Annotated in this window: 16 protein-coding genes; 7 read left to right on the top strand and 9 right to left on the bottom strand. The window is 71.5% G+C overall.

Annotated elements, in window-relative coordinates; genetic code table 11:
* Positions 1-60 precede the first annotated feature (60 nt).
* Positions 61-1,023: a D-2-hydroxyacid dehydrogenase family protein gene (locus tag ACIQ6Y_RS38675; RefSeq protein ID WP_404047416.1), complete on the top strand. Its 963-nt coding sequence runs from the start codon at positions 61-63 to the stop codon at positions 1,021-1,023.
* Position 1,024: 1 nt separating this feature from the next.
* Here ACIQ6Y_RS38675 and ACIQ6Y_RS38670 read toward each other — a convergent pair whose 3' ends face one another.
* Positions 1,025-2,692 (bottom strand): amidohydrolase, encoded by a 1,668-nt coding sequence (locus ACIQ6Y_RS38670; RefSeq protein WP_404047414.1) that lies wholly within the window; start codon positions 2,690-2,692, stop codon positions 1,025-1,027.
* Between the two features lie 22 nt (positions 2,693-2,714).
* Complete coding sequence (locus ACIQ6Y_RS38665; protein WP_404047411.1) at positions 2,715-4,214, bottom strand: APC family permease; 1,500 nt, start codon at positions 4,212-4,214, stop codon at positions 2,715-2,717.
* A gap of 154 nt (positions 4,215-4,368) precedes the next feature.
* On the opposite strand from ACIQ6Y_RS38665, the gene ACIQ6Y_RS38660 reads away from it, so the two are divergent.
* Positions 4,369-5,070 carry a TetR/AcrR family transcriptional regulator gene (locus ACIQ6Y_RS38660; protein ID WP_404047410.1) on the top strand — a complete coding sequence of 234 codons (702 nt, stop codon included), beginning with the start codon at positions 4,369-4,371 and terminating at the stop codon, positions 5,068-5,070.
* Here the strand turns inward: ACIQ6Y_RS38660 and ACIQ6Y_RS38655 are convergent, their stop codons facing one another.
* Both ACIQ6Y_RS38655 and ACIQ6Y_RS38650 read right to left on the bottom strand, forming a co-directional pair.
* On the bottom strand, positions 5,071-6,315 hold the full coding sequence (locus ACIQ6Y_RS38655; protein ID WP_404047408.1) for a cytochrome P450: 1,245 nt from the start codon (positions 6,313-6,315) through the stop codon (positions 5,071-5,073). It abuts the gene before it with no gap.
* A 112-nt stretch (positions 6,316-6,427) separates the two neighbouring features.
* Positions 6,428-7,366, bottom strand: coding sequence for an SMP-30/gluconolactonase/LRE family protein (locus ACIQ6Y_RS38650; RefSeq protein ID WP_404047406.1), 939 nt, complete (start codon positions 7,364-7,366; stop codon positions 6,428-6,430).
* 102 nt (positions 7,367-7,468) lie between these two features.
* On the opposite strand from ACIQ6Y_RS38650, the gene ACIQ6Y_RS38645 reads away from it, so the two are divergent.
* Positions 7,469-7,912 carry an Lrp/AsnC family transcriptional regulator gene (locus ACIQ6Y_RS38645; RefSeq protein ID WP_404047403.1) on the top strand — a complete coding sequence of 148 codons (444 nt, stop codon included), beginning with the start codon at positions 7,469-7,471 and terminating at the stop codon, positions 7,910-7,912.
* 34 nt (positions 7,913-7,946) lie between these two features.
* Here ACIQ6Y_RS38645 and ACIQ6Y_RS38640 read toward each other — a convergent pair whose 3' ends face one another.
* A complete protein-coding gene (locus tag ACIQ6Y_RS38640; RefSeq protein WP_404047401.1) occupies positions 7,947-8,429 on the bottom strand; it encodes a MarR family transcriptional regulator in 483 nt (160 codons plus the stop codon).
* 104 nt (positions 8,430-8,533) lie between these two features.
* Between ACIQ6Y_RS38640 and ACIQ6Y_RS38635 the strand changes: the two genes are divergently transcribed.
* Positions 8,534-8,917: a hypothetical protein gene (locus ACIQ6Y_RS38635; protein ID WP_404047398.1), complete on the top strand. Its 384-nt coding sequence runs from the start codon at positions 8,534-8,536 to the stop codon at positions 8,915-8,917.
* 14 nt (positions 8,918-8,931) lie between these two features.
* Here ACIQ6Y_RS38635 and ACIQ6Y_RS38630 read toward each other — a convergent pair whose 3' ends face one another.
* The 4 genes from ACIQ6Y_RS38630 to ACIQ6Y_RS38615 form a co-directional block, all read right to left on the bottom strand.
* Positions 8,932-9,510: a hypothetical protein gene (locus ACIQ6Y_RS38630; RefSeq protein ID WP_404047396.1), complete on the bottom strand. Its 579-nt coding sequence runs from the start codon at positions 9,508-9,510 to the stop codon at positions 8,932-8,934.
* Positions 9,510-9,896 carry a winged helix-turn-helix transcriptional regulator gene (locus ACIQ6Y_RS38625; RefSeq protein ID WP_404047394.1) on the bottom strand — a complete coding sequence of 129 codons (387 nt, stop codon included), beginning with the start codon at positions 9,894-9,896 and terminating at the stop codon, positions 9,510-9,512. The genes ACIQ6Y_RS38630 and ACIQ6Y_RS38625 overlap by 1 nt, the downstream gene beginning before the upstream one ends.
* A 193-nt stretch (positions 9,897-10,089) precedes the next feature.
* The gene (locus ACIQ6Y_RS38620) at positions 10,090-10,641 is read right to left on the bottom strand and encodes a dihydrofolate reductase family protein (RefSeq protein WP_404047391.1); all 552 of its coding nucleotides are present in this window, start codon (positions 10,639-10,641) and stop codon (positions 10,090-10,092) included.
* Positions 10,642-10,699: 58 nt separating this feature from the next.
* Positions 10,700-11,254 carry a dihydrofolate reductase family protein gene (locus tag ACIQ6Y_RS38615; RefSeq protein WP_404047389.1) on the bottom strand — a complete coding sequence of 185 codons (555 nt, stop codon included), beginning with the start codon at positions 11,252-11,254 and terminating at the stop codon, positions 10,700-10,702.
* Positions 11,255-11,423: 169 nt separating this feature from the next.
* Between ACIQ6Y_RS38615 and ACIQ6Y_RS38610 the strand changes: the two genes are divergently transcribed.
* The 3 genes from ACIQ6Y_RS38610 (at position 11,424) to ACIQ6Y_RS38600 (ending at position 17,083) form a co-directional block, all read left to right on the top strand.
* A complete protein-coding gene (locus ACIQ6Y_RS38610) occupies positions 11,424-12,338 on the top strand; it encodes a LysR family transcriptional regulator (RefSeq protein WP_404047386.1) in 915 nt (304 codons plus the stop codon).
* A 137-nt stretch (positions 12,339-12,475) separates the two neighbouring features.
* A complete protein-coding gene (locus ACIQ6Y_RS38605) occupies positions 12,476-13,486 on the top strand; it encodes a LacI family DNA-binding transcriptional regulator (protein ID WP_404047384.1) in 1,011 nt (336 codons plus the stop codon).
* A gap of 210 nt (positions 13,487-13,696) precedes the next feature.
* Positions 13,697-17,083, top strand: a complete 3,387-nt coding sequence (locus ACIQ6Y_RS38600; RefSeq protein ID WP_404047381.1) for a CARDB domain-containing protein — start codon at positions 13,697-13,699, stop codon at positions 17,081-17,083.
* Positions 17,084-17,204: the final 121 nt, after the last annotated feature.

The raw sequence follows: 17,204 nt of genomic DNA, 5'->3' as shown, positions 1-17,204 counted from the left end.
ACCACATGCCCGTCTCCGCCCGCGTCCCACGGGCGGACCGACCACGGACAGGAAGCCCGTATGACCCTCCGCTGCGCGGTACTGGACGACTACCAGGACGCCGCCCTGCGCATGGCCGACTGGAGCCCGCTCGACGGAAAGGCCGAGGTCCGCGTCCTGCGTGAGCACCTCGCGGACCGCGACGAGCTGGTGGCCGCGCTGGTGGACTGCGAGATCGTCGTCGCGATGCGCGAGCGCACCCCCTTCGACGCAGAGCTGCTGAGCCGGCTGCCCCGCCTGCGGCTGCTGGTGACCACCGGCCGGCGCAACGCCTCCATCGACGTCGCCGCCGCGGCCGCCGCCGGAGTGACCGTCTGCGGTACGGCGAGCAGCGCGACCCCGCCCGTGGAGCTGACCTGGGCGCTGCTGCTGGGCCTCGCCCGGCAGGTGACCGCCGAGAACCGCGCCCTGCGCGAGGGCGGCCCCTGGCAGTCCACCGTCGGCCAGGACCTGCACGGCCGCACCCTGGGTCTGCTGGGACTCGGCAGGATCGGCGGCCGCGTGGCACGTATCGCCCAGGCGTTCGGCATGGACGTGCTGGCCTGGAGCCAGCACCTCACCGCCGAACGGGCTACCGAGGCGGGCGCCGAACTCGCCGCGGACAAGGAGGACTTGTTGCGTCGCAGCGACTTCGTGTCCGTGCACCTGGTGCTGTCCGACCGCACGCGCGGGCTGCTCGGCGAACCCGAATTGCGTGCCATGCGGCCGCACGCGTACCTGGTCAACACCTCCCGCGCCGCCGTCGTCGACCGCACCGCGCTGCTGCGCGCCCTGCGCGAGGGCTGGATCGCCGGCGCCGGACTCGACGTCTTCGACACCGAGCCCCTGCCCGCCGACGACCCCCTGCGCACCCTGCCGAACGTCCTCGCCACCCCGCACCTCGGCTATGTCACCGAGGGCAACTACCGCACCTTCTTCACCGAGGCCGTTCAGAACATCACCGCGTTCCTCGCGGGAAGCCCGGTCCGGCAGCTCACGGCGTAGGTCAGGCGTCAGGCGCCGCGTACACCCGCCGCCCCGCCACGAACGTCTGCTGCACGCGCGTCGCCGCGATCTCCTCGGCCGGGCCCGCGAACGGGTCCCGGTCGAGGACCACGAGATCGGCGGCCCTGCCCACGGTGATGCTGCCGCTGATGTCGTCGAGGTGGTTCACGTACGCGCTGCCCGCCGTGTACGCGGCGACGGCCGTGCCGAGGTCCAGGCGTTGTCCGGGCAGGAACACCGGCGTGCCCTGCGGCGCGCCGGGCTCCACCCGGTTGACGGCGACATGCAGGGCCTGGAGCGGGTCCGGGCTGCTGACCGGCCAGTCGCTGCCCGCCGCGAGAGTGGCCCCGGCGCGCAGCAGATCGCCGAACGGGTACTGCCACGCGCCGCGTTCGGGCCCGAGGAACGGCAGCGTCAGCTCGTCCATCTGCGGCTCGTGCGCGGCCCACAGCATCTGGAGGTTGGCGCTCGCGCCCAGCTCCCGGAACCGCGGCACGTCGTGCGGGTGGACGACCTGGAGGTGGGCGAGGTGGTGCCGGGTGTCCCGCCATCCGTTCGCGGCGCGGGCCGCCTCCACCGCGTCGAGCGCCTCCCGCACGGCCCGGTCGCCGAGCGCGTGGAAATGCACCTGGAAGCCCAGCGCGTCCAGCTCGGTGACATGCTTCTTCAGCTCGCCCGGAGCCACGAAGCTGATGCCGCTGTTGTCCGAGGCGCAGCCGCAGCCGGTGAGATAGGGGTCGAGCAGCGCGGCGGTGCCGTTCTCCGCGATGCCGTCCTGCATGATCTTCACCGTGCCCGCCCGGAACAGGCCCCGGCTCAACTCCCGGCGCCTCTCCACCAGTTCGGGAATCTGCTCGGCACCCCGCTCCCGGTCCCACCACAGCGCCCCGACCACCCGCGCGGTCAACAGCCCGCGCTCCAGAGCGGTTTGGTAGGCGGGCGCCGGGTCCGTCATGTTCGTGTACGCGCCTACGATCGCGTCCTGCCAGGCCGTCACGCCGTACGAGTGCAGCACGCCCTGGGCGCGCAGCAGTCCGGTGAGCTGCTCCTCGGGTGTCGGGTCGGGCACCAGCCGGCCCACGAGGTCGACCGCGCCTTCCTGGAGCATGCCGGTGGGCCGGCCCTCGGTGTCGCGCTCGATGCGCCCGTCGGCCGGGTCAGGGGTGCGGGCGTCGAGGCCGGCCAGCTCCAGCGCCCGGCTGTTGACCCAGGCGCCGTGGTGGTCGCGGTTGGGCAGGAACACCGGCCGGTCCGGTACGACCGCGTCGAGCGCGGCGGCCGTGGGCGCCCCGCCGGGGAACGCCTCCAGGGACCAGCCGCCACCCGTGATCCACTCCACGTCCGGGTGCGTGGCGGCGTACTCGCCGATCCTGCGCAGGTACTCCGCCGCGTCCGTGGTGTCGCCGAGGTGGCACAGGCCCAGCTCGAGGCCCGCGCCCTGCGGATGCACATGCGCGTCCTGGAAGCCGGGCAGCAGCAGCTTCCCGGCCAGGTCGACGACCTCGGTCCCGGCACCGATCAGCTCGCGGACCTCGTCATGGCCGACGGCGACGATCCGCCCGCCGCGCACGGCCACCGAGGTGGCGCGGCTGCGGGCCGGGTCGACGGTGTGGACCGGGCCTCCGGTGAGGACGAGGTCGGCGGGGCCCGTGGTCTGAGGGTGCGTCATATGTTGTGCTCCAGTGGGTGGTTCAGACCGCGGTGCGGTCCATCGGAAGGGTCAGGGCGTCGGCGTCGGTGCCGCGCCCGGTGGCGAAGTACGGCGAGCGGCGGACGTACTTGGCGACGGCGGCCATGACGAGGCCGGCGAGGACGATCACCGCGGGCAGACAGAACATGAACCAGCCGTTGTCCGGGCTGAGGGCGAAGTGGTCGCTCATGGTCAGGTACGAGTGTGCGAGATAGGTGCCGAGACCGAGCAGGACCAGGCCGGACGCGGCGGGCACGACGACCGCGAGCAGTGCCTCGCGCGGGCCCTCGCGCAGGGCGGTGCGGAAGCGGACCGCGCAGGCGAGCGCGGTGAGGCCGTAGTAGAGGGCGACCACCAGGCCGATGGCGTTGACGGCGGCGAGCAGCATGTCGCTCAGCCGGGGCAGGGCCACGGCGAGCACCGCGATCGCGGCGGCCACGCCCAGCACGATCACCGTTCCGGTGGCGGGGGTGCCGTAGCGGGGGTGTACGCGTGTCCACACCCGGCCCATCGTGCGGTCGCGGCCCATGGCCAGCAGCCCGCGTGCGGTGGGGATCAGGGTGGCCTGGACGGAGGCCACGGCCGAGAACATCAGGGCGAGCAGCGGCAGCGTCGCCCAGGGCTCGTCGGCCAGCTTCGCGCCGAGGTGGGGCAGCGCCTGCGGGCCGTTGCGGACCAGCTCGGCCAGGCTCATCTCGCGCTGGAAGGCCACCGAGCAGAACAGGAACAGGCCGAGCATGGCGAACAGGGCGATGAAGCCGCCCCGGGCGCTGTCGCCCGCGCTCCTGGTCTCCTCGGTGACGCTGAAGGCCGCGTCCCAGCCCCAGAAGAAGAACACCGCCAGGACCATGCCCTGCGCGAACGCGGTGCCGTCGGAGATCGCGAACGGGTCGAACCAGGACCAGGAGAAGGCGTGGTCGCCGCTGACCAGGGCCCAGCCGCAGAAGGCCAGCAGCACCGCGTACTCGAACACCAGCAGCCAGAACTGCAGCCGTGTCGCGGCCCGCAGCCCGGTGACCGTGACCGCGGCCAGAGCGAGCAGCACCACCAGGCCGACCGCCGTACTGACACCGGTGGACGCCGGATCGAGGACTGTACCGGCGACGGTGTGCAGGCCCGCCTTGTTCGCCAGCATCAGCACCGTCGAGCCCATCACCGCGCTGGTGTAGGCGCAGAAGACGATCGAGGCGACCAGGACGACCCAGCCCGTCAGGAATCCGAGCCAGGGGCCGAGGGACCTGCCCACCCATACATAGCCGCTGCCGCAGTTGGGCTCCGAGCGGTTGAGGCGGGCGTAGGCGACGGCGATGCCGAGCACCGGCAGGAACGCCAGCAGCAACAGCGCCGGGGCCTGCGGGCCCACCACGGACGCCACCGCCCCCATGCCGATGCCGATGCTGGTGGTGGCGGCCGTGCTGGACGCGGCGAGCGCGACGCCGTCCAGGACGCCGAGAGAACGGCGCAGGACGGGCGGGGGAGGGGAAGAGGGCGTGGACGACATGAGGGCTCCTCGCAGGACGACGGGGGCGCTGATGTGGGGGAAGAGCCGCGCGGGACTGCGATCGAACAACCCGCCGCCGGATTGGGTCAACCCTGTTGACGTAAGGGAGGCGAGGGCGTTCACTGCAAGGAGCGGCGCGAGGGAGGAGCACACCATGGCGAGCCGTGTTCCGTCGGAACGCCGTCGACGGCGGCCCACCGCCTCCGGTGTCCTGCTGTCGGAGGACCTCATCGTGGACACCACTCTGCGGCTGATCGGCGCGCACGGGCAGGAGGCGCTGAGCGTACGGCGGCTCGGCGCCGCCCTGGGCTGCGATCCGACCGCGCTGTACCGCTACTTCCACGACACCGACGACCTGGTGCTCGCCCTGTCCGACCGGCTCATCGGCAACGCGATGGAAGGGTTCGTGCCCGGGGACGACTGGGTGGCCTCGCTGCGGGAGATCGCCCTGCGGGTCCGGGACGGCTATCTCGCGCACCCACGGGCGGCCGCGCTCGCCGCGCACCGGGTGACCCGGCGGCGCAACGAGATCAAGGCCGTGGAGGCGGGCATCGGCCTGCTGCTGTCCGCGGGCTTCGAGCCCGAGCGGGCCACGCGGATGTACCTGGCCTTCATCGACACCGTGCTCAGCAACGCCGCGACCGAGGCGGCGTTCCATGCGCTGCCCCGTGAGCGGCGCGAGGCCGACGAGCGGGCCTGGCGCGAGGTCTACCAGGACCTGGACCCCGCGACCCACCCGGCCCTGACCGCCGTACGGGAGGAACTGCCCGCCATGGCGGACAGCGCCTTCGAGGACGCGGTGGACCTGCTGCTCGAAGCGCTCGCGGCGCGTGCTCCCGGGCGCCGGCCCGGCTGATCAGGACAGCCGGACCGGCAGACTGCGATGGCCGTTGGAGATGAAGGAGTCCACCGGCAGGAGTTCCTCGGCCGGTACGGCGAGCCGCAGGCCGGGGAAGCGGTCGAACAGGGCGGGCAGGGCGGTGTACGCCTCCAGGCGGCCCAGCGGCGCGCCCAGGCAGTAGTGCACGCCGTGGCCGAAGGCGAGATGCTCCTTGTCGGCCCGGGTGACGTCGAAGGCGTCGGCGTCGGCGCCGTACCGGCCCGGGTCGCGGCCCGCGGCGGCGTACGAGGCGAGGATGGCCTCTCCCTTGGCGATCACCACGCCTTCGGGTCCGCCGAACTCGCTCAGCACCAGGTCCTCCACGGCGTACCGCAGCGGCAGGCTCGCCACCGGCGCCTCCACGCGCAGCGCCTCCTCGACGACGTCCTGCCAGCCGACCCGGCCGGACCGGACGTGCGCGAGCTGGTCGGGGTGGGTGAGCAGCAGGTGGATGGCGTTGTCGATGAGGTTGACGGTGGTCTCGTGCCCGGCGCCGATCACCAGCATCAGGGTGTCCAGCAGCTCCTGCTCGCTCAGCCGGGATGCGTCCTCGTCGTCGCGGGCGGAGATCAGCGCCGAGGTGAGGTCGTCGCCCGGGGAGCGCCGTTTGAACGCGACGAGTTCGCCGAGGACGGCGTAGAACCGCTGGTAGATGTCGGTGACTTCCTCCGGCGAGGCCGAGGTGTGGAACACACCGTCCACCACGGCCCGCAGCTCGGCGCCCAGCTCCTCCGGCACGCCCAGCAGCTCGCTGATCACCTGGATCGGCAGTGGATAGCAGAACTCCTCGCGCAGATCGACCACTTCACTGCGCCGGGCCGTCTCCTCGACGCCGTCGAGCAGCGTCTTGGTGATCTCCTCGACACGTGGCTGGAGTGCGGCGGTGCGTCGGGCGGTGAACGCCTTGGCGACCAGCCGGCGCAGCCGCTTGTGATCGGTGCCGTACGCGGTGAACATGCTCTGCACCGCGACCCAGGTGAACAGCGGCCACTGCGGGGACACTTCGCCGTCGATCCAGCGCTGCCAGTGCAGCCGCGGGTTCTTGGACACCCGCGGGTCGGTGAGCAGCCGCCTGAGCAGGTCGGGGCTGCCGACCGCCCAGGCCGCGACGCCGTCGGGGAGTTCGACGAGGGCGGCGGGGCCGCGGGCGCGGATACGGGCGGCCTCGCCGTGGATGTCGCGGCCGGTGGGGTCGATCACCAGAGGTCGCGCATGGTCCATCAGGGGCTCCCGAAGGCTCGAAAGGGGCTGGCCCCGTCACGCTACGGGGAGCCGCCGCGCGTGACGAGGGCGCCTCGGGGCGGAGCGCAAAGATCCGGCCGCACGCGAGGGGTCACTGCCAGAGGCGGTGGCCGGGGCCGGTCGGGTGGGTGCCGGTGACGCCCATGACGAGGGAGTACAGGGTCGTGTCGGCGGCGATGAACAGCCGGTTGCGCTTGGCGCCGCCCCACGCGATGTTCGCCACCACACCGGGCACCTTCAGCCGGCCGATGAGCGTGCCGTCCGGGTCGTAGCAGTGCACCCCGTCCGCCATCGCGGCGGCCCACAGCCGGCCGCCGTCGTCGAAGCGGAGGTTGTCGAAACGGCCGGTGCCGCCCGGCGCGATCTCGGCGAAGACGTCCCCGCGCGAGAGCGTGCCGTCGGGCCGTACGTCGTACACGCGGATCTTCCCGCCGCGCGTGTCCGAGACGTACAACTGCCGTTCGTCGGCGGAGAACACGAGCCCGTTGGGTGCCTCCACGTCGTCGGCGACCAGGTCGACGTCCCCGGTCTCCGGGGCGATCCGGTACACGTTGCAGGAGCCGATCTCCGACTCGGCGCGGTGGCCCTCGTAGTCGCTGGTGATGCCGAAGTCCGGGTCGGAGAAGTAGATCGCGCCGTCCGACTTCACGGCCGCGTCGTTGGGGCTGTTGAGTCGCTTGCCCTGCCAGTGGGAGGCGAGCACGGTGATCGTGCCGTCGTGCTCGGTACGGGTCACCCGGCGGTTGCCCTGCTCGCAGGTGATCAACCGGCCCTGGGCGTCGAGGGTGTTGCCGTTGGGGTACCCGGCGGGGGAGCGGAAGACGCTCACGGCTCCGGTGGCCTCGTCCCAGCGCAGCATGCGGTCGTTGGGGATGTCGCTCCAGATCAGCTGCCGCCAGGCCGGCACATAGATCGGCCCCTCCGCCCAGCGGCAGCCGCTGTGCAGGACCTCCAGGCGCGAGTCGCCGTTGGCGCAGCGGCCGGTGCGGAAGCGGTCGTCGAGGATCTCGTACGGCTCGGTGAAGGTCATGGAGCGTCACATCCCTGGACAGTGAATGCTGTTCGGTCGATCCGGAGTATTGCAGGACCCTGTATGGTCGTCACTCCGATCGACTGAATGAAGGGATGGGATGTGGATCACATCGACCGACAGCTGATCGCCCTGCTGCAGCAGGACGCCGCCCAGTCGTACGCCGCCCTCGGCCAGGCCGTCGGTCTGTCGGCGGGCGCCGCCCACGAGCGGGTGCGCAAGCTGCGCGAGCGGGGCGTGATCCGCCGCACCACCGTCGAGGTGGACCCCGAGGCCGTCGGCGGCGGCGTCCTCGCCTATGTGCAGGTGCACTCCACCGCGTGGATCGGTGACTCCGCCGACCGGTTCGCCGCGGTGTCCGAGATCCAGGAGGCCCATGTCATCGCGGGCAGCGCCTCCGTGCTCGTCAAGGTCAGAACGGCCACGACCCGCCAGCTCCAGGACGTGCTGCGTCGCCTGCATGCGATCGACGGCGTCAGCGGCACCGAGGCCACGGTCGTCCTGGAGACGTTCTTCGAGCGTCCGGTCGCACCGCTGGAGCCCTGATTCCAGTGGATGCGGGCACCCCGCCGCGGCGCCCTCAGCCCTGGCGCTCCTCCTCCACCGCGGCCTCGTAGGCGAGCAGTGTGTCCACGAACAGGCGGCGCTGGTCCGGGGTGAGGGGCGTGAGGGCCTTGCGCCACGCGGCCGCGCCAGGGGCGAGCCAGGCGGTGATCGCGGGCTCCTGGTCGGCGGCGATGGTGATGATGCGGCGGCGCCGGTCCGTCTCGTCCTCGCGCCGGTCCAGGATGCCCATCCGGTTGAGTTCGCCGACGAGCAGGCTGGCCGTGGTGGGCGCGACCTCGAGCCGCGCGGCCAGCTCGTTCACCGTCATCGGCCCGTCGAGCAGCAGACAGGCCAGCAGCGACAGGTGACGCGGCGCCAGCGGGAAGGACCGCAGGACCTCGGGGACGGGGATCTTCTTGGCGCGGCTCACCAGACGGGGCATCAGCAGCAGCAGTTCCCGTACGGCGTCGTCCGGGCCGTCGGTGCCGTCCGCCGCGGGCTTCTCGGGCGTGGACATGGCGGCACCTTCCTCGGAGGGGATTTATCTTTGGAATCAAAGATGCTTTACTTGCAAAGCGAATTGCTCCGCATGTTACCCATCGACGTGAACGGAGATCCACCATGCCCCACTTCACCGTGTACATCCGCGACGAAGCCCTCGACGGAACGGTCGAACCCCAGCTCATCAGTGCCCTGACCGACGCGGTCGGCGCGGTCTACGGGGACGGTTTCCGTCGCCTGGTCGGCGTCGACCTGATCGGCGTCCCGCAGCACCGGCGCGGCATCGGCGGCGTCCCGACCGGCAAGGACGCCCCGCGCGTCACGCTCAGCATGCGCGAGGCCGCCTACCACGTCGCCGAGGTGCCCGACGCCCCGGCCCGCCTGGTCGCCGGTGTCACCGACGCGCTGGCGGGCGTGCTCGGGGAGCACATCCGCGAGCAGGTCATCGTCACCCTCGAGGGAGTCCCGGACGGCCGTACCGGAGTCGCCGGAAACGTCGCCTGATCCGCGCGAACGATCTACGGTGCCGGGCGGGTCCACAGGGTGAGGTCGCTGCTCGTGGCGACGGCCAGGGTGCGGCCGGAGGGGGAGAAGCCGGCGGCGCGCAGCGTGGAGTAGTCGGCGTCGAAGATGTGCCACCAGCCCTCGCCGTGCGGCTCGCGGTAGGGCATCGAGGCGCCGTGGGAGAGCAGCACCCGGTGGTGCGGCCACTGCGGGCTGACGACCTCGACGCCCCAGCCGCCGGACGCGCCGGTGTGCAGGCCGCCGCCGTACAGCCCGGCCATCCGCACCGGGGTCCCGGCCAGCGGCCCGATGCCCGGGCAGGTCAGGTCCCGCTCCCACTCCGGGCCGTCGTGGTCGGGGTCGCGGTCACGGGCCAGCTTCTGCCCGGTCTCCGCGTCGAACAGCCCCAGCCCGGCAGAGGATTCCACCAGGACGAGATCCCGTCCGCTCCCCGGGTCGACGGCGAAGCCGACGCACAACAGGCCGCCGATCGGCATACGGCGGTCCCACACCCGGCGCCACGGAGGCGGCGCGGGAACCTCCGGCACGGACAGGAACCGGTTCCGCAGCTCCCGCTGGTAGTCCGACACCATCAGGCCCCTTCCGCCCCCGCGTCGTACGCCGCCCGCGCCTCGGAGATCGCGGACCGATGGCGTTCGGCCCAGTCCACCAGCCCGGTCAGCGACGCGTACAGCTCCCGGGCCATGGGCGTGATGCCGTACTCGACCTTGGGTGGCACGGTCGGGTACACCGTGCGCACGAGCAGCCCGTCCCGCTCAAGGCGGCGCACGTTGAGCGTGAGCATGCGCCTGCTGATGCCGTGGACGGCACGCTCCAACTCCGTGAAACGCACCGGCCCGTGGGCGGCGGCGATCAGGATGCCGATGCTCCACTTCCCCGCGACGCGGTCGAGCACCTCGGTGAGCGGGCACGCCTCGTCCCGGACCGTCTCGGTGACAAGGGTGTGACTCCGTGACATCAATGTGCCTCCTTCCGCCGACCGGCAAGGTTACCGATCATGAAGGCCGTAACTAGCCGTGCCCCAAAGGAAGCTGCCGCCATGTCCGTCCGTGCGTCGACCATCGACTACGGCCCGCTGTGGCCCACCGAGCGTGCGACACCGGCGGTGCGGGCCTTCCTGCGAGCCCTGTACGAGACGGCCGACGCCGCCGTCAACGGGGGAGAGGCGTGTAGTGGGCCTCGATGACCCCGTTGGCGAAGGCACGGGTGGAGACCAGCGTCATGGGGATCTGCTCGCCGTCGGCGAGCGTGCGCCCGGCGCCCGCGACGACCGGCAGGATCTGCAGGTACAGGTCGTCGAGGAGGTCGTTGGCCATCAGCCACCGGACCAGGCTGATACTGCCACCGACGTTGATGGTGCCACCGGGCTGCTCCTTGAGGGCCCTGATCCGGCCGACGATGTCGTCACCCGTGACGAGGTGGCTGTTGTGCCACCCGTCGACGCCCGTCAGCGTGGTGGAGACGACGTACTTGGGGGAGGCGTTCATCCAGTCGGCGGTCGGCACCTGCTCGTTGGTGACGTGCGGGATGAACGCGCTCCACTCCTCGTAGGTGGTGCGGCCCAGCAGCGCCGCGTCGGCGTCGTCGAACAGCCGCATCAGAGCCTGCGTCGTCTCCGGAGTGCTGTACGGCATGCTCCACTTCTCCGGTGCCTCGACGACACCGTCCAGCGACATGAACAGGCCCGCGACGATCTTTCTCATGGTGTTCTCTCTTTCCTTGGATTTTTCGATGGAAGGATGGAAGGGCAGACGTCAGGCGTCAGTCGGCGTCCGCCGGCCGGTAGTCCAGGACGACGGCACCGGTGGCGAAGGCGTGTGTGGCGGCGAGCTTCCAGTTCGAGGCCGGGGCGCCCTCCGGGAAGAGGCGCTTGCCCTTGCCGACGACCACCGGGTGCAGCCACAGCTTGAGTTCGTCGACGAGCCCGAGTTCGATCAGGGACAGGGCCAGGTCGCCGCTGCCGTAGACCAGGACGTCCTTGGTGTGCCGCTCCTTGAGCGCGGCGACCTCGGTGGCGAGGTCGCCGGTCAGCACCGTGGCGTTCCAGGTCGCCTGCTCCTGCCGGAGGGTGCCGGAGGGCACGTACTTCGGCAGGGTGTTCATCCGCACCGCGAACTCCCCCTCCGACTCCTCCATACGGGGCCAGGCGGCGGCCATGCCCTCGTAGGTGGCCCGGCCCAGCAGCAGGGCGTCGGCCGCGAAGAGCTGACCGTGCGCGTACTTGGCGTGGTCGGCGTTGAAGTACGGGCCGGTCCACACCGGGCTCTCGATGACGCCGTCGAGTGACACGTAGGTGAGGGCGACGATTTTGCCCATGAGGCGCTCCTGAACTCGCTGTATCCGTCAAGTGGCGCCGCCCGTACGACCGGAGCGGCGCCGTCCCGATCAGATTCGGCCATCGGCGCGTGGCGAACAACGTTCGATACGGTAAGGCTCGTTTAGCAGGACTCAACGAAGGAACGTCGAGCCGGACGGGGGCACGGGGATGCTGGAACGTCTCGAACTGGAGGCCTTCCTCGTCCTCTCCGAGGAGCTGCACTTCGGGCGTACGGCCGCCCGGCTGCACGTCAGCACCGGCCGGATCAGCCAGACGATCAAGGCTCTCGAACGACGTGTCGGCGCGCCCCTGTTCGACCGCACCAACCGCCGGGTCCGCCTCACCCCCCTCGGCCATCGGCTCCACGAGGACCTCCGGCCGGCCTACGAGAAGATCCAGGAGGGGCTGGAACGCGCCATCGCGTCCGTGCGCGGCCCCCTGGCGGAACTGCGGGTGGGCTTCGTCGGCGCGGCGGCGGGGCAGGTCGTCCACCAGGCCGCCGACCTGTTCCACGAACGCGACCCCGGCTGCCGGGTCCACGTCCGTGAGTCGCAGGTGGCCGACGCGCTGCCCCGGCTGCGCGAGGGGGAGGTGGACCTGCTGGTGCTGAGCCTGCCGGTGGACGCACCCGACCTCGTGATCGGCCCTGTGCTCATCTCCGAGCCCCGCATGCTCGCCGTACCGGCCGGTCACGCCCTCGCCGGGCGGTCCTCCGTCACCACGGAGGATCTCGCCGGCATCCCGCTCCTCAGACTGGCCGGAGCCGTCCCCGGCGACTGGCTCACCGACCGCCACCCCGAACGCACCCACCTGGGGCAGCAGATCACCTACGGTGCCGAGTTCCACACCTTCCAGGAGGCCTTGCAGCTCATCGGCGCGGGCAAGGGCGGCTTCATCGTCGGGGCCCAGGTCACCCGCTTCTACGCCCGCCCCGACATCGTCTGCCTGCCCCTCACCGACGCACCCCCCGTCGACTGGGCCCCGGTCTGGCCGAAGTCCGGCAACACACCCCGTGTCCGCGCCTTCGCGGCGACCGCGCTGGAGGTGGCGCAGCGGATCTACCTGGCGGCCACGCACGACTGACGACCGCGGACCCGCCCGCTGGTGACGGCCCGCACGGATTGCGGCTTGCGCTCGATTGCAACGGCTTGCGTCGCTGACCCCGCCCGGAGCGGGCGATCGCGCAACCCGCTTGCGCGACTTGCGCTAGCCTTGCGTGCATGACACGACGACTTGCCCAGGTGGCCAAGAAGGTGGGAGTCAGCGAGGCCACGGTCAGCCGCGTCCTCAACGGCAAGCCCGGTGTGTCCGAGGCGACCCGGCAGTCCGTGCTGACCGCGCTGGACGTGCTGGGCTACGAGCGGCCGACCCAACTGCGCGGTGAGCGCGCCCGACTGGTGGGCCTGGTGCTGCCGGAGCTGCAGAACCCGATCTTCCCGGCGTTCGCGGAGGTGATCGGCGGCGCGCTGGCCCAGCAGGGGCTGACGCCGGTGCTGTGCACCCAGACGCAGGGCGGCGTCTCCGAGGCCGACTACGTGGAGCTCCTGCTCCAGCAGCAGGTGTCCGGAGTGGTGTTCGCCGGCGGACTGTTCGCCCAGGCCGACGCGCCGCACGACCACTACCGGCAACTGGCCGAGCGCAACATCCCCGTGGTCCTGATCAACGCCTCCATCGACGGTCTCGACTTCCCGTGCGTCGCCTGCGACGACGCCGTCGCCGTCGAGCAGGCCTGGCGGCATCTCGCCTCGCTCGGCCACGAGCGCATCGGCCTGGTCCTCGGCCCCGGCGACCACGTCCCCTCGGGCCGCAAGCTGGCGGCCGCCCGGGCCGTGGCGGAGGCGTCCGGCGGGAGCCTGCCGGACGAGTTCGTCGTACGGTCGATCTTCTCGCTGGAGGGCGGCCAGGCCGCGGCCGCGCGGCTGCTGGAGCGGGGCGTCACCGGCATCGTCTGCGCGAGCGACCCGCTGGCGCTCGGCGCGATCCGGGCCGCCCGGCGCCGTGGGCTGTCCGTGCCCGCGGACGTGTCGGTCGTCGGCTTCGACGACTCCGCCTTCATGAGCTGCACCGAGCCTCCGCTGTCCACCGTCCGCCAGCCCATCGAGGCGATGGGCCGCGCGGTCGTCGAGCTGCTGTGCGCCCAGATCCAGGGCACGCAGGCGCACCCCGGCGAGCTGCTCTTCGAGCCCGAGCTGGTCGTGCGCGGCTCCACCGCCCAGGCGCCCATGGGCTGACCGCCCCAGCACCTAGCCGAGGCACCGGCACCGGGACACCCGGGCCGGTGCCTCGGCGTTTCTGTGACCCCGCACCCTCTTGATCCTCAACTCCCCATGCCGTCGCATCCGTTGACAAAGCCGTGACCCCGGTGAAACCTGTCCCCCCAGCGACGCAAAAGATTGACTGCATCACTCAAAAATACGTGCATAGCGTCATGGGAGATCGCCATGAGAGGGAAACATCCGAGCCGACGGCTGTCCGTCGGCGTGCTGATATCCGTCCTGCTCACCCTGCTGCCTGTCGCCGCCCACGCGGCCGGGGAACCGGCCACCGCCGCGGCGCAGGAGACCGACCTCGCCCTCGGCAGGCCCGCGAGCGCGGGCGGCGCCCACCCCGGCTACCCGGCGGGCCATGTCACCGACGGGAGCCAGCAGTCGTACTGGGAAGGCCCGACGGGCGCGTTCCCGCAATGGGTACAGATCGACCTCGGCGCGGGCGTTCACATCGACCGCGTGGTCCTCAAGCTCCCCACCACCTGGGAAGCACGCACCCAGCGGCTGGCCCTGCTGGGCAGCACGGACGGCAGCGCCTTCACCGCACTCGCCGCCCCGGCCGACCGCGGCTTCACCCCGTCCCAGGCGAACACCGTCACCCTCGCCCTCGACGGCACCACGACCCGCTATGTCCGGGTCCAGGTGAGCGCCAACTCCGGCTGGAACGCCGCCCAGTTGTCCGAGCTGGAGGTCTACGGCGACAGCGGCCCCGTCGACCCGCCCCCGCAGGGCACCAACCTCGCGCGCAACAAGCCCGTCGAGGCTACCTCGACGACACAGAACTTCGTCGCCGCCAACGCCAACGACGACAACACCGGCACCTACTGGGAGTCCGCCGGGTTCCCGTCGAGCCTCACCGTGAAGCTCGGCGCCGACGCCGACCTCACCGCGGTCGTGGTCAAGCTGAACCCCGACCCCGTCTGGGGGCCGCGTACTCAGTCCGTCGAGGTGCTCGGCCGCGCCCAGTCCGCCTCCGGCTTCACCTCCCTCAAGGCCCGGGCCGACTACGCCTTCAGCCCGTCGGCCGGGCAGAACACCGTCACCATCCCCGTGACCGGCCGCTACGCCGACATCCGGCTCACCTTCTTCTCCAACACCGGCGCCCCCGGCGGCCAGGTCGCCGAGCTCCAGGTCGTCGGCACGGCCGCGCCCAACCCGGACCTGACGGTCACCGGCCTGAACTGGACCCCGGCCGCTCCCTCGGAGGCGGACCCGGTCACGGTGAACGCCACGATCCGCAACGCCGGGACCGCGGCCGCCCCGGCCACCACGGTGAACGTCAGCGTCGAAGGCACCGTCGCCGGCTCCGCGTCCGTCCCCGCGCTGGCGGCCGGGGCCTCCACGACCGTGCCGGTCACCGTCGGCAGGCGGCCCATGGGCTCCTACACCGTCTCGGCCGTCGTCGATCCCACCGGCACGGTCCCCGAACAGGACGACAGCAACAACAGCCGCACCGCCGCCGGCAAGCTCGTCGTCGGCCAGAGCCCGGGCCCCGACCTGCGGGTCACCGGCATCACCAGCAACCCGGCCGCCCCCGCGGTCGGCGCGCCGGTGTCCTTCACCGTCGCCGTGCACAACCGCGGCACCACCGCCGTACCCGCGGGCACGGTCACCCGCCTCACCGCCGGGACGACCACCCTCAACGGCACCACCGGAGCGGTCGCCGCAGGGGAGACCGTCACCGTGCCGGTCTCCGGCACCTGGACCGCCACCGACGGCGGCGTCACCCTCACCGCGACCGCCGACGCCACCGGCACGGTCACCGAGACCGACGAGAACAACAACGTCTTCGCCCGCTCCCTCGTCGTGGGCCGGGGCGCGGCCGTCCCCTACACCGAGTACGAGGCCGAGGACGCCCGCTACCAGGGCACCCTGCTCACGGCCGACGCCAAGCGCACCTTCGGACACACCAACTTCGCCACGGAGTCCTCCGGCCGACGCTCCGTACGCCTCAACTCCACCGGCGAGTACGTCGAGTTCACCTCCACGAACGCCGCCAACTCCGTCGTCGTACGCAACTCGATCCCCGACGCCGCCGGGGGAGGCGGAGCCGAGGCCACCATCAGCCTCTACATCGACGGCACCTTCGCGCGGAAGCTGACCCTGTCGTCCAAGCACAGCTGGCTGTACGGCAACACCGACAGTCCCGAGGGACTCACCAACACCCCCGGCACGGACGCCCGCAGGCTCTTCGACGAGTCCCACGCGCTGCTGTCCGGTACCTACCCGCCGGGCACGAGGTTCCGGCTGCAACGCGACGCCGACGACCGGGCCGCCTTCTACATCCTCGACCTGATCGACCTCGAACAGGTCGCGCCGCCCGCGTCGAAGCCCGCCGCGTGCACCTCCATCACCGAGTACGGCGCCGTCCCCAACGACGGCATCGACGACACCGACGCCCTCCAGCGGGCCGTCACCGCCGACCAGAAGGGCGAGATCGCCTGTGTGTGGATCCCGGCCGGGCAGTGGCGGCAGGAGCAGAAGATCCTCACCGACGACCCCCTCGACCGCGGCGGCTACAACCAGGTCGGCATCCGGGACGTCACCATCCGCGGCGCGGGCATGTGGCACTCTCAGCTGTACACCCTGACCCCGCCCCACCAGGCGGGCGGCATCAACCATCCGCACGAGGGCAACTTCGGCTTCGACATCGACGACAACACCCAGATCTCCGACCTCGCCATCTTCGGCTCCGGCACCATCCGCGGCGGCGACGGCAACGCCGAGGGCGGCGTCGGCCTCAACGGCCGCTTCGGCAAGGGCACGAAGATCTCCCACGTGTGGATCGAGCACGCCAACGTCGCCGTCTGGGCCGGCCGCGACTACTCCGACATCCCCGAACTCTGGGGCCCCGGCGACGGCCTGGAGTTCACCGGCATGCGTATCCGCAACACCTACGCCGACGGCATCAACTTCGCCAACGGCACCCGCAACTCCACCGTCTACAACTCCTCGTTCCGCAACACCGGCGACGACGCCCTGGCCGTCTGGGCCAGCAAGTACGTCAAGGACCCGGCCGTCGACATCGGCCACGACAACCACTTCCGCAACAACACCGTCCAACTGCCGTGGCGGGCCAACGGCCTGGCGATCTACGGCGGTTACGGCAACACCATCGAGAACAACGTCGTCGCCGACACCATGAACTACCCCGGCATCATGCTGGCGACCGACCACGACCCGCTGCCCTTCTCCGGGCAGACCCTCATCGCCGGCAACACCCTCACCCGCACCGGCGGCGCCTTCTGGGGCGAGGCCCAGGAGTTCGGCGCCATCACCCTGTTCGCCGCCGGGACCGACATCCCCGGAGTCACCATCCGGGACACCGAGATCCATGACTCGACGTACGACGGCATCCAGTTCAAGAATGGCGGCGGCGCGACACCCGGCGTCCAGATCAGGGACGTCCGCATCACGGACTCCCGAGGCGGCTCCGGCATCCTCGCGATGGGCGGCGCCCGCGGCAGCGCCACCCTCACGAACGTGACGATCTCCGGCTCGGCCGAAGGAGACGTGGTCGTCGAACCCGGCTCACAGTTCGTCATCAACCGCACAGGCTGACCACCTGGGCCGGCGCACCGCGGTGTGCTAGGGCCTGTCGTTTGGATCAGGTCGGCTGAAAGGGACTGCGCTTCTTGGCCGGGTCGAGCGGGGTCTGGTGCGTGCAGCTGCAAGGCGGAGG

The organism is Streptomyces sp. NPDC096205, from assembly GCF_044763135.1.
GTDB lineage: Bacteria > Actinomycetota > Actinomycetes > Streptomycetales > Streptomycetaceae > Streptomyces.
The sequence above is the reverse complement of the archived record's forward strand: the minus strand, read 5'-3'. Positions and strand labels throughout refer to the sequence as shown.

What these genes read in the sequence shown, in the direction of transcription:
- ACIQ6Y_RS38675 (WP_404047416.1), top strand. Translation starts at nt 61, where the DNA reads ATGACCCTCCGCTGCGCGGTACTGGACGACTACCAGGACGCCGCCCTG.
- ACIQ6Y_RS38670 (WP_404047414.1), bottom strand. Translation starts at nt 2,692, where the DNA reads ATGACGCACCCTCAGACCACGGGCCCCGCCGACCTCGTCCTCACCGGA.
- ACIQ6Y_RS38665 (WP_404047411.1), bottom strand. Translation starts at nt 4,214, where the DNA reads ATGTCGTCCACGCCCTCTTCCCCTCCCCCGCCCGTCCTGCGCCGTTCT.
- ACIQ6Y_RS38660 (WP_404047410.1), top strand. Translation starts at nt 4,369, where the DNA reads ATGGCGAGCCGTGTTCCGTCGGAACGCCGTCGACGGCGGCCCACCGCC.
- ACIQ6Y_RS38655 (WP_404047408.1), bottom strand. Translation starts at nt 6,315, where the DNA reads ATGGACCATGCGCGACCTCTGGTGATCGACCCCACCGGCCGCGACATC.
- ACIQ6Y_RS38650 (WP_404047406.1), bottom strand. Translation starts at nt 7,366, where the DNA reads ATGACCTTCACCGAGCCGTACGAGATCCTCGACGACCGCTTCCGCACC.
- ACIQ6Y_RS38640 (WP_404047401.1), bottom strand. Translation starts at nt 8,429, where the DNA reads ATGTCCACGCCCGAGAAGCCCGCGGCGGACGGCACCGACGGCCCGGAC.
- ACIQ6Y_RS38635 (WP_404047398.1), top strand. Translation starts at nt 8,534, where the DNA reads ATGCCCCACTTCACCGTGTACATCCGCGACGAAGCCCTCGACGGAACG.
- ACIQ6Y_RS38630 (WP_404047396.1), bottom strand. Translation starts at nt 9,510, where the DNA reads ATGGTGTCGGACTACCAGCGGGAGCTGCGGAACCGGTTCCTGTCCGTG.
- ACIQ6Y_RS38625 (WP_404047394.1), bottom strand. Translation starts at nt 9,896, where the DNA reads ATGTCACGGAGTCACACCCTTGTCACCGAGACGGTCCGGGACGAGGCG.
- ACIQ6Y_RS38620 (WP_404047391.1), bottom strand. Translation starts at nt 10,641, where the DNA reads ATGAGAAAGATCGTCGCGGGCCTGTTCATGTCGCTGGACGGTGTCGTC.
- ACIQ6Y_RS38615 (WP_404047389.1), bottom strand. Translation starts at nt 11,254, where the DNA reads ATGGGCAAAATCGTCGCCCTCACCTACGTGTCACTCGACGGCGTCATC.
- ACIQ6Y_RS38610 (WP_404047386.1), top strand. Translation starts at nt 11,424, where the DNA reads ATGCTGGAACGTCTCGAACTGGAGGCCTTCCTCGTCCTCTCCGAGGAG.
- ACIQ6Y_RS38605 (WP_404047384.1), top strand. Translation starts at nt 12,476, where the DNA reads ATGACACGACGACTTGCCCAGGTGGCCAAGAAGGTGGGAGTCAGCGAG.
- ACIQ6Y_RS38600 (WP_404047381.1), top strand. Translation starts at nt 13,697, where the DNA reads ATGAGAGGGAAACATCCGAGCCGACGGCTGTCCGTCGGCGTGCTGATA.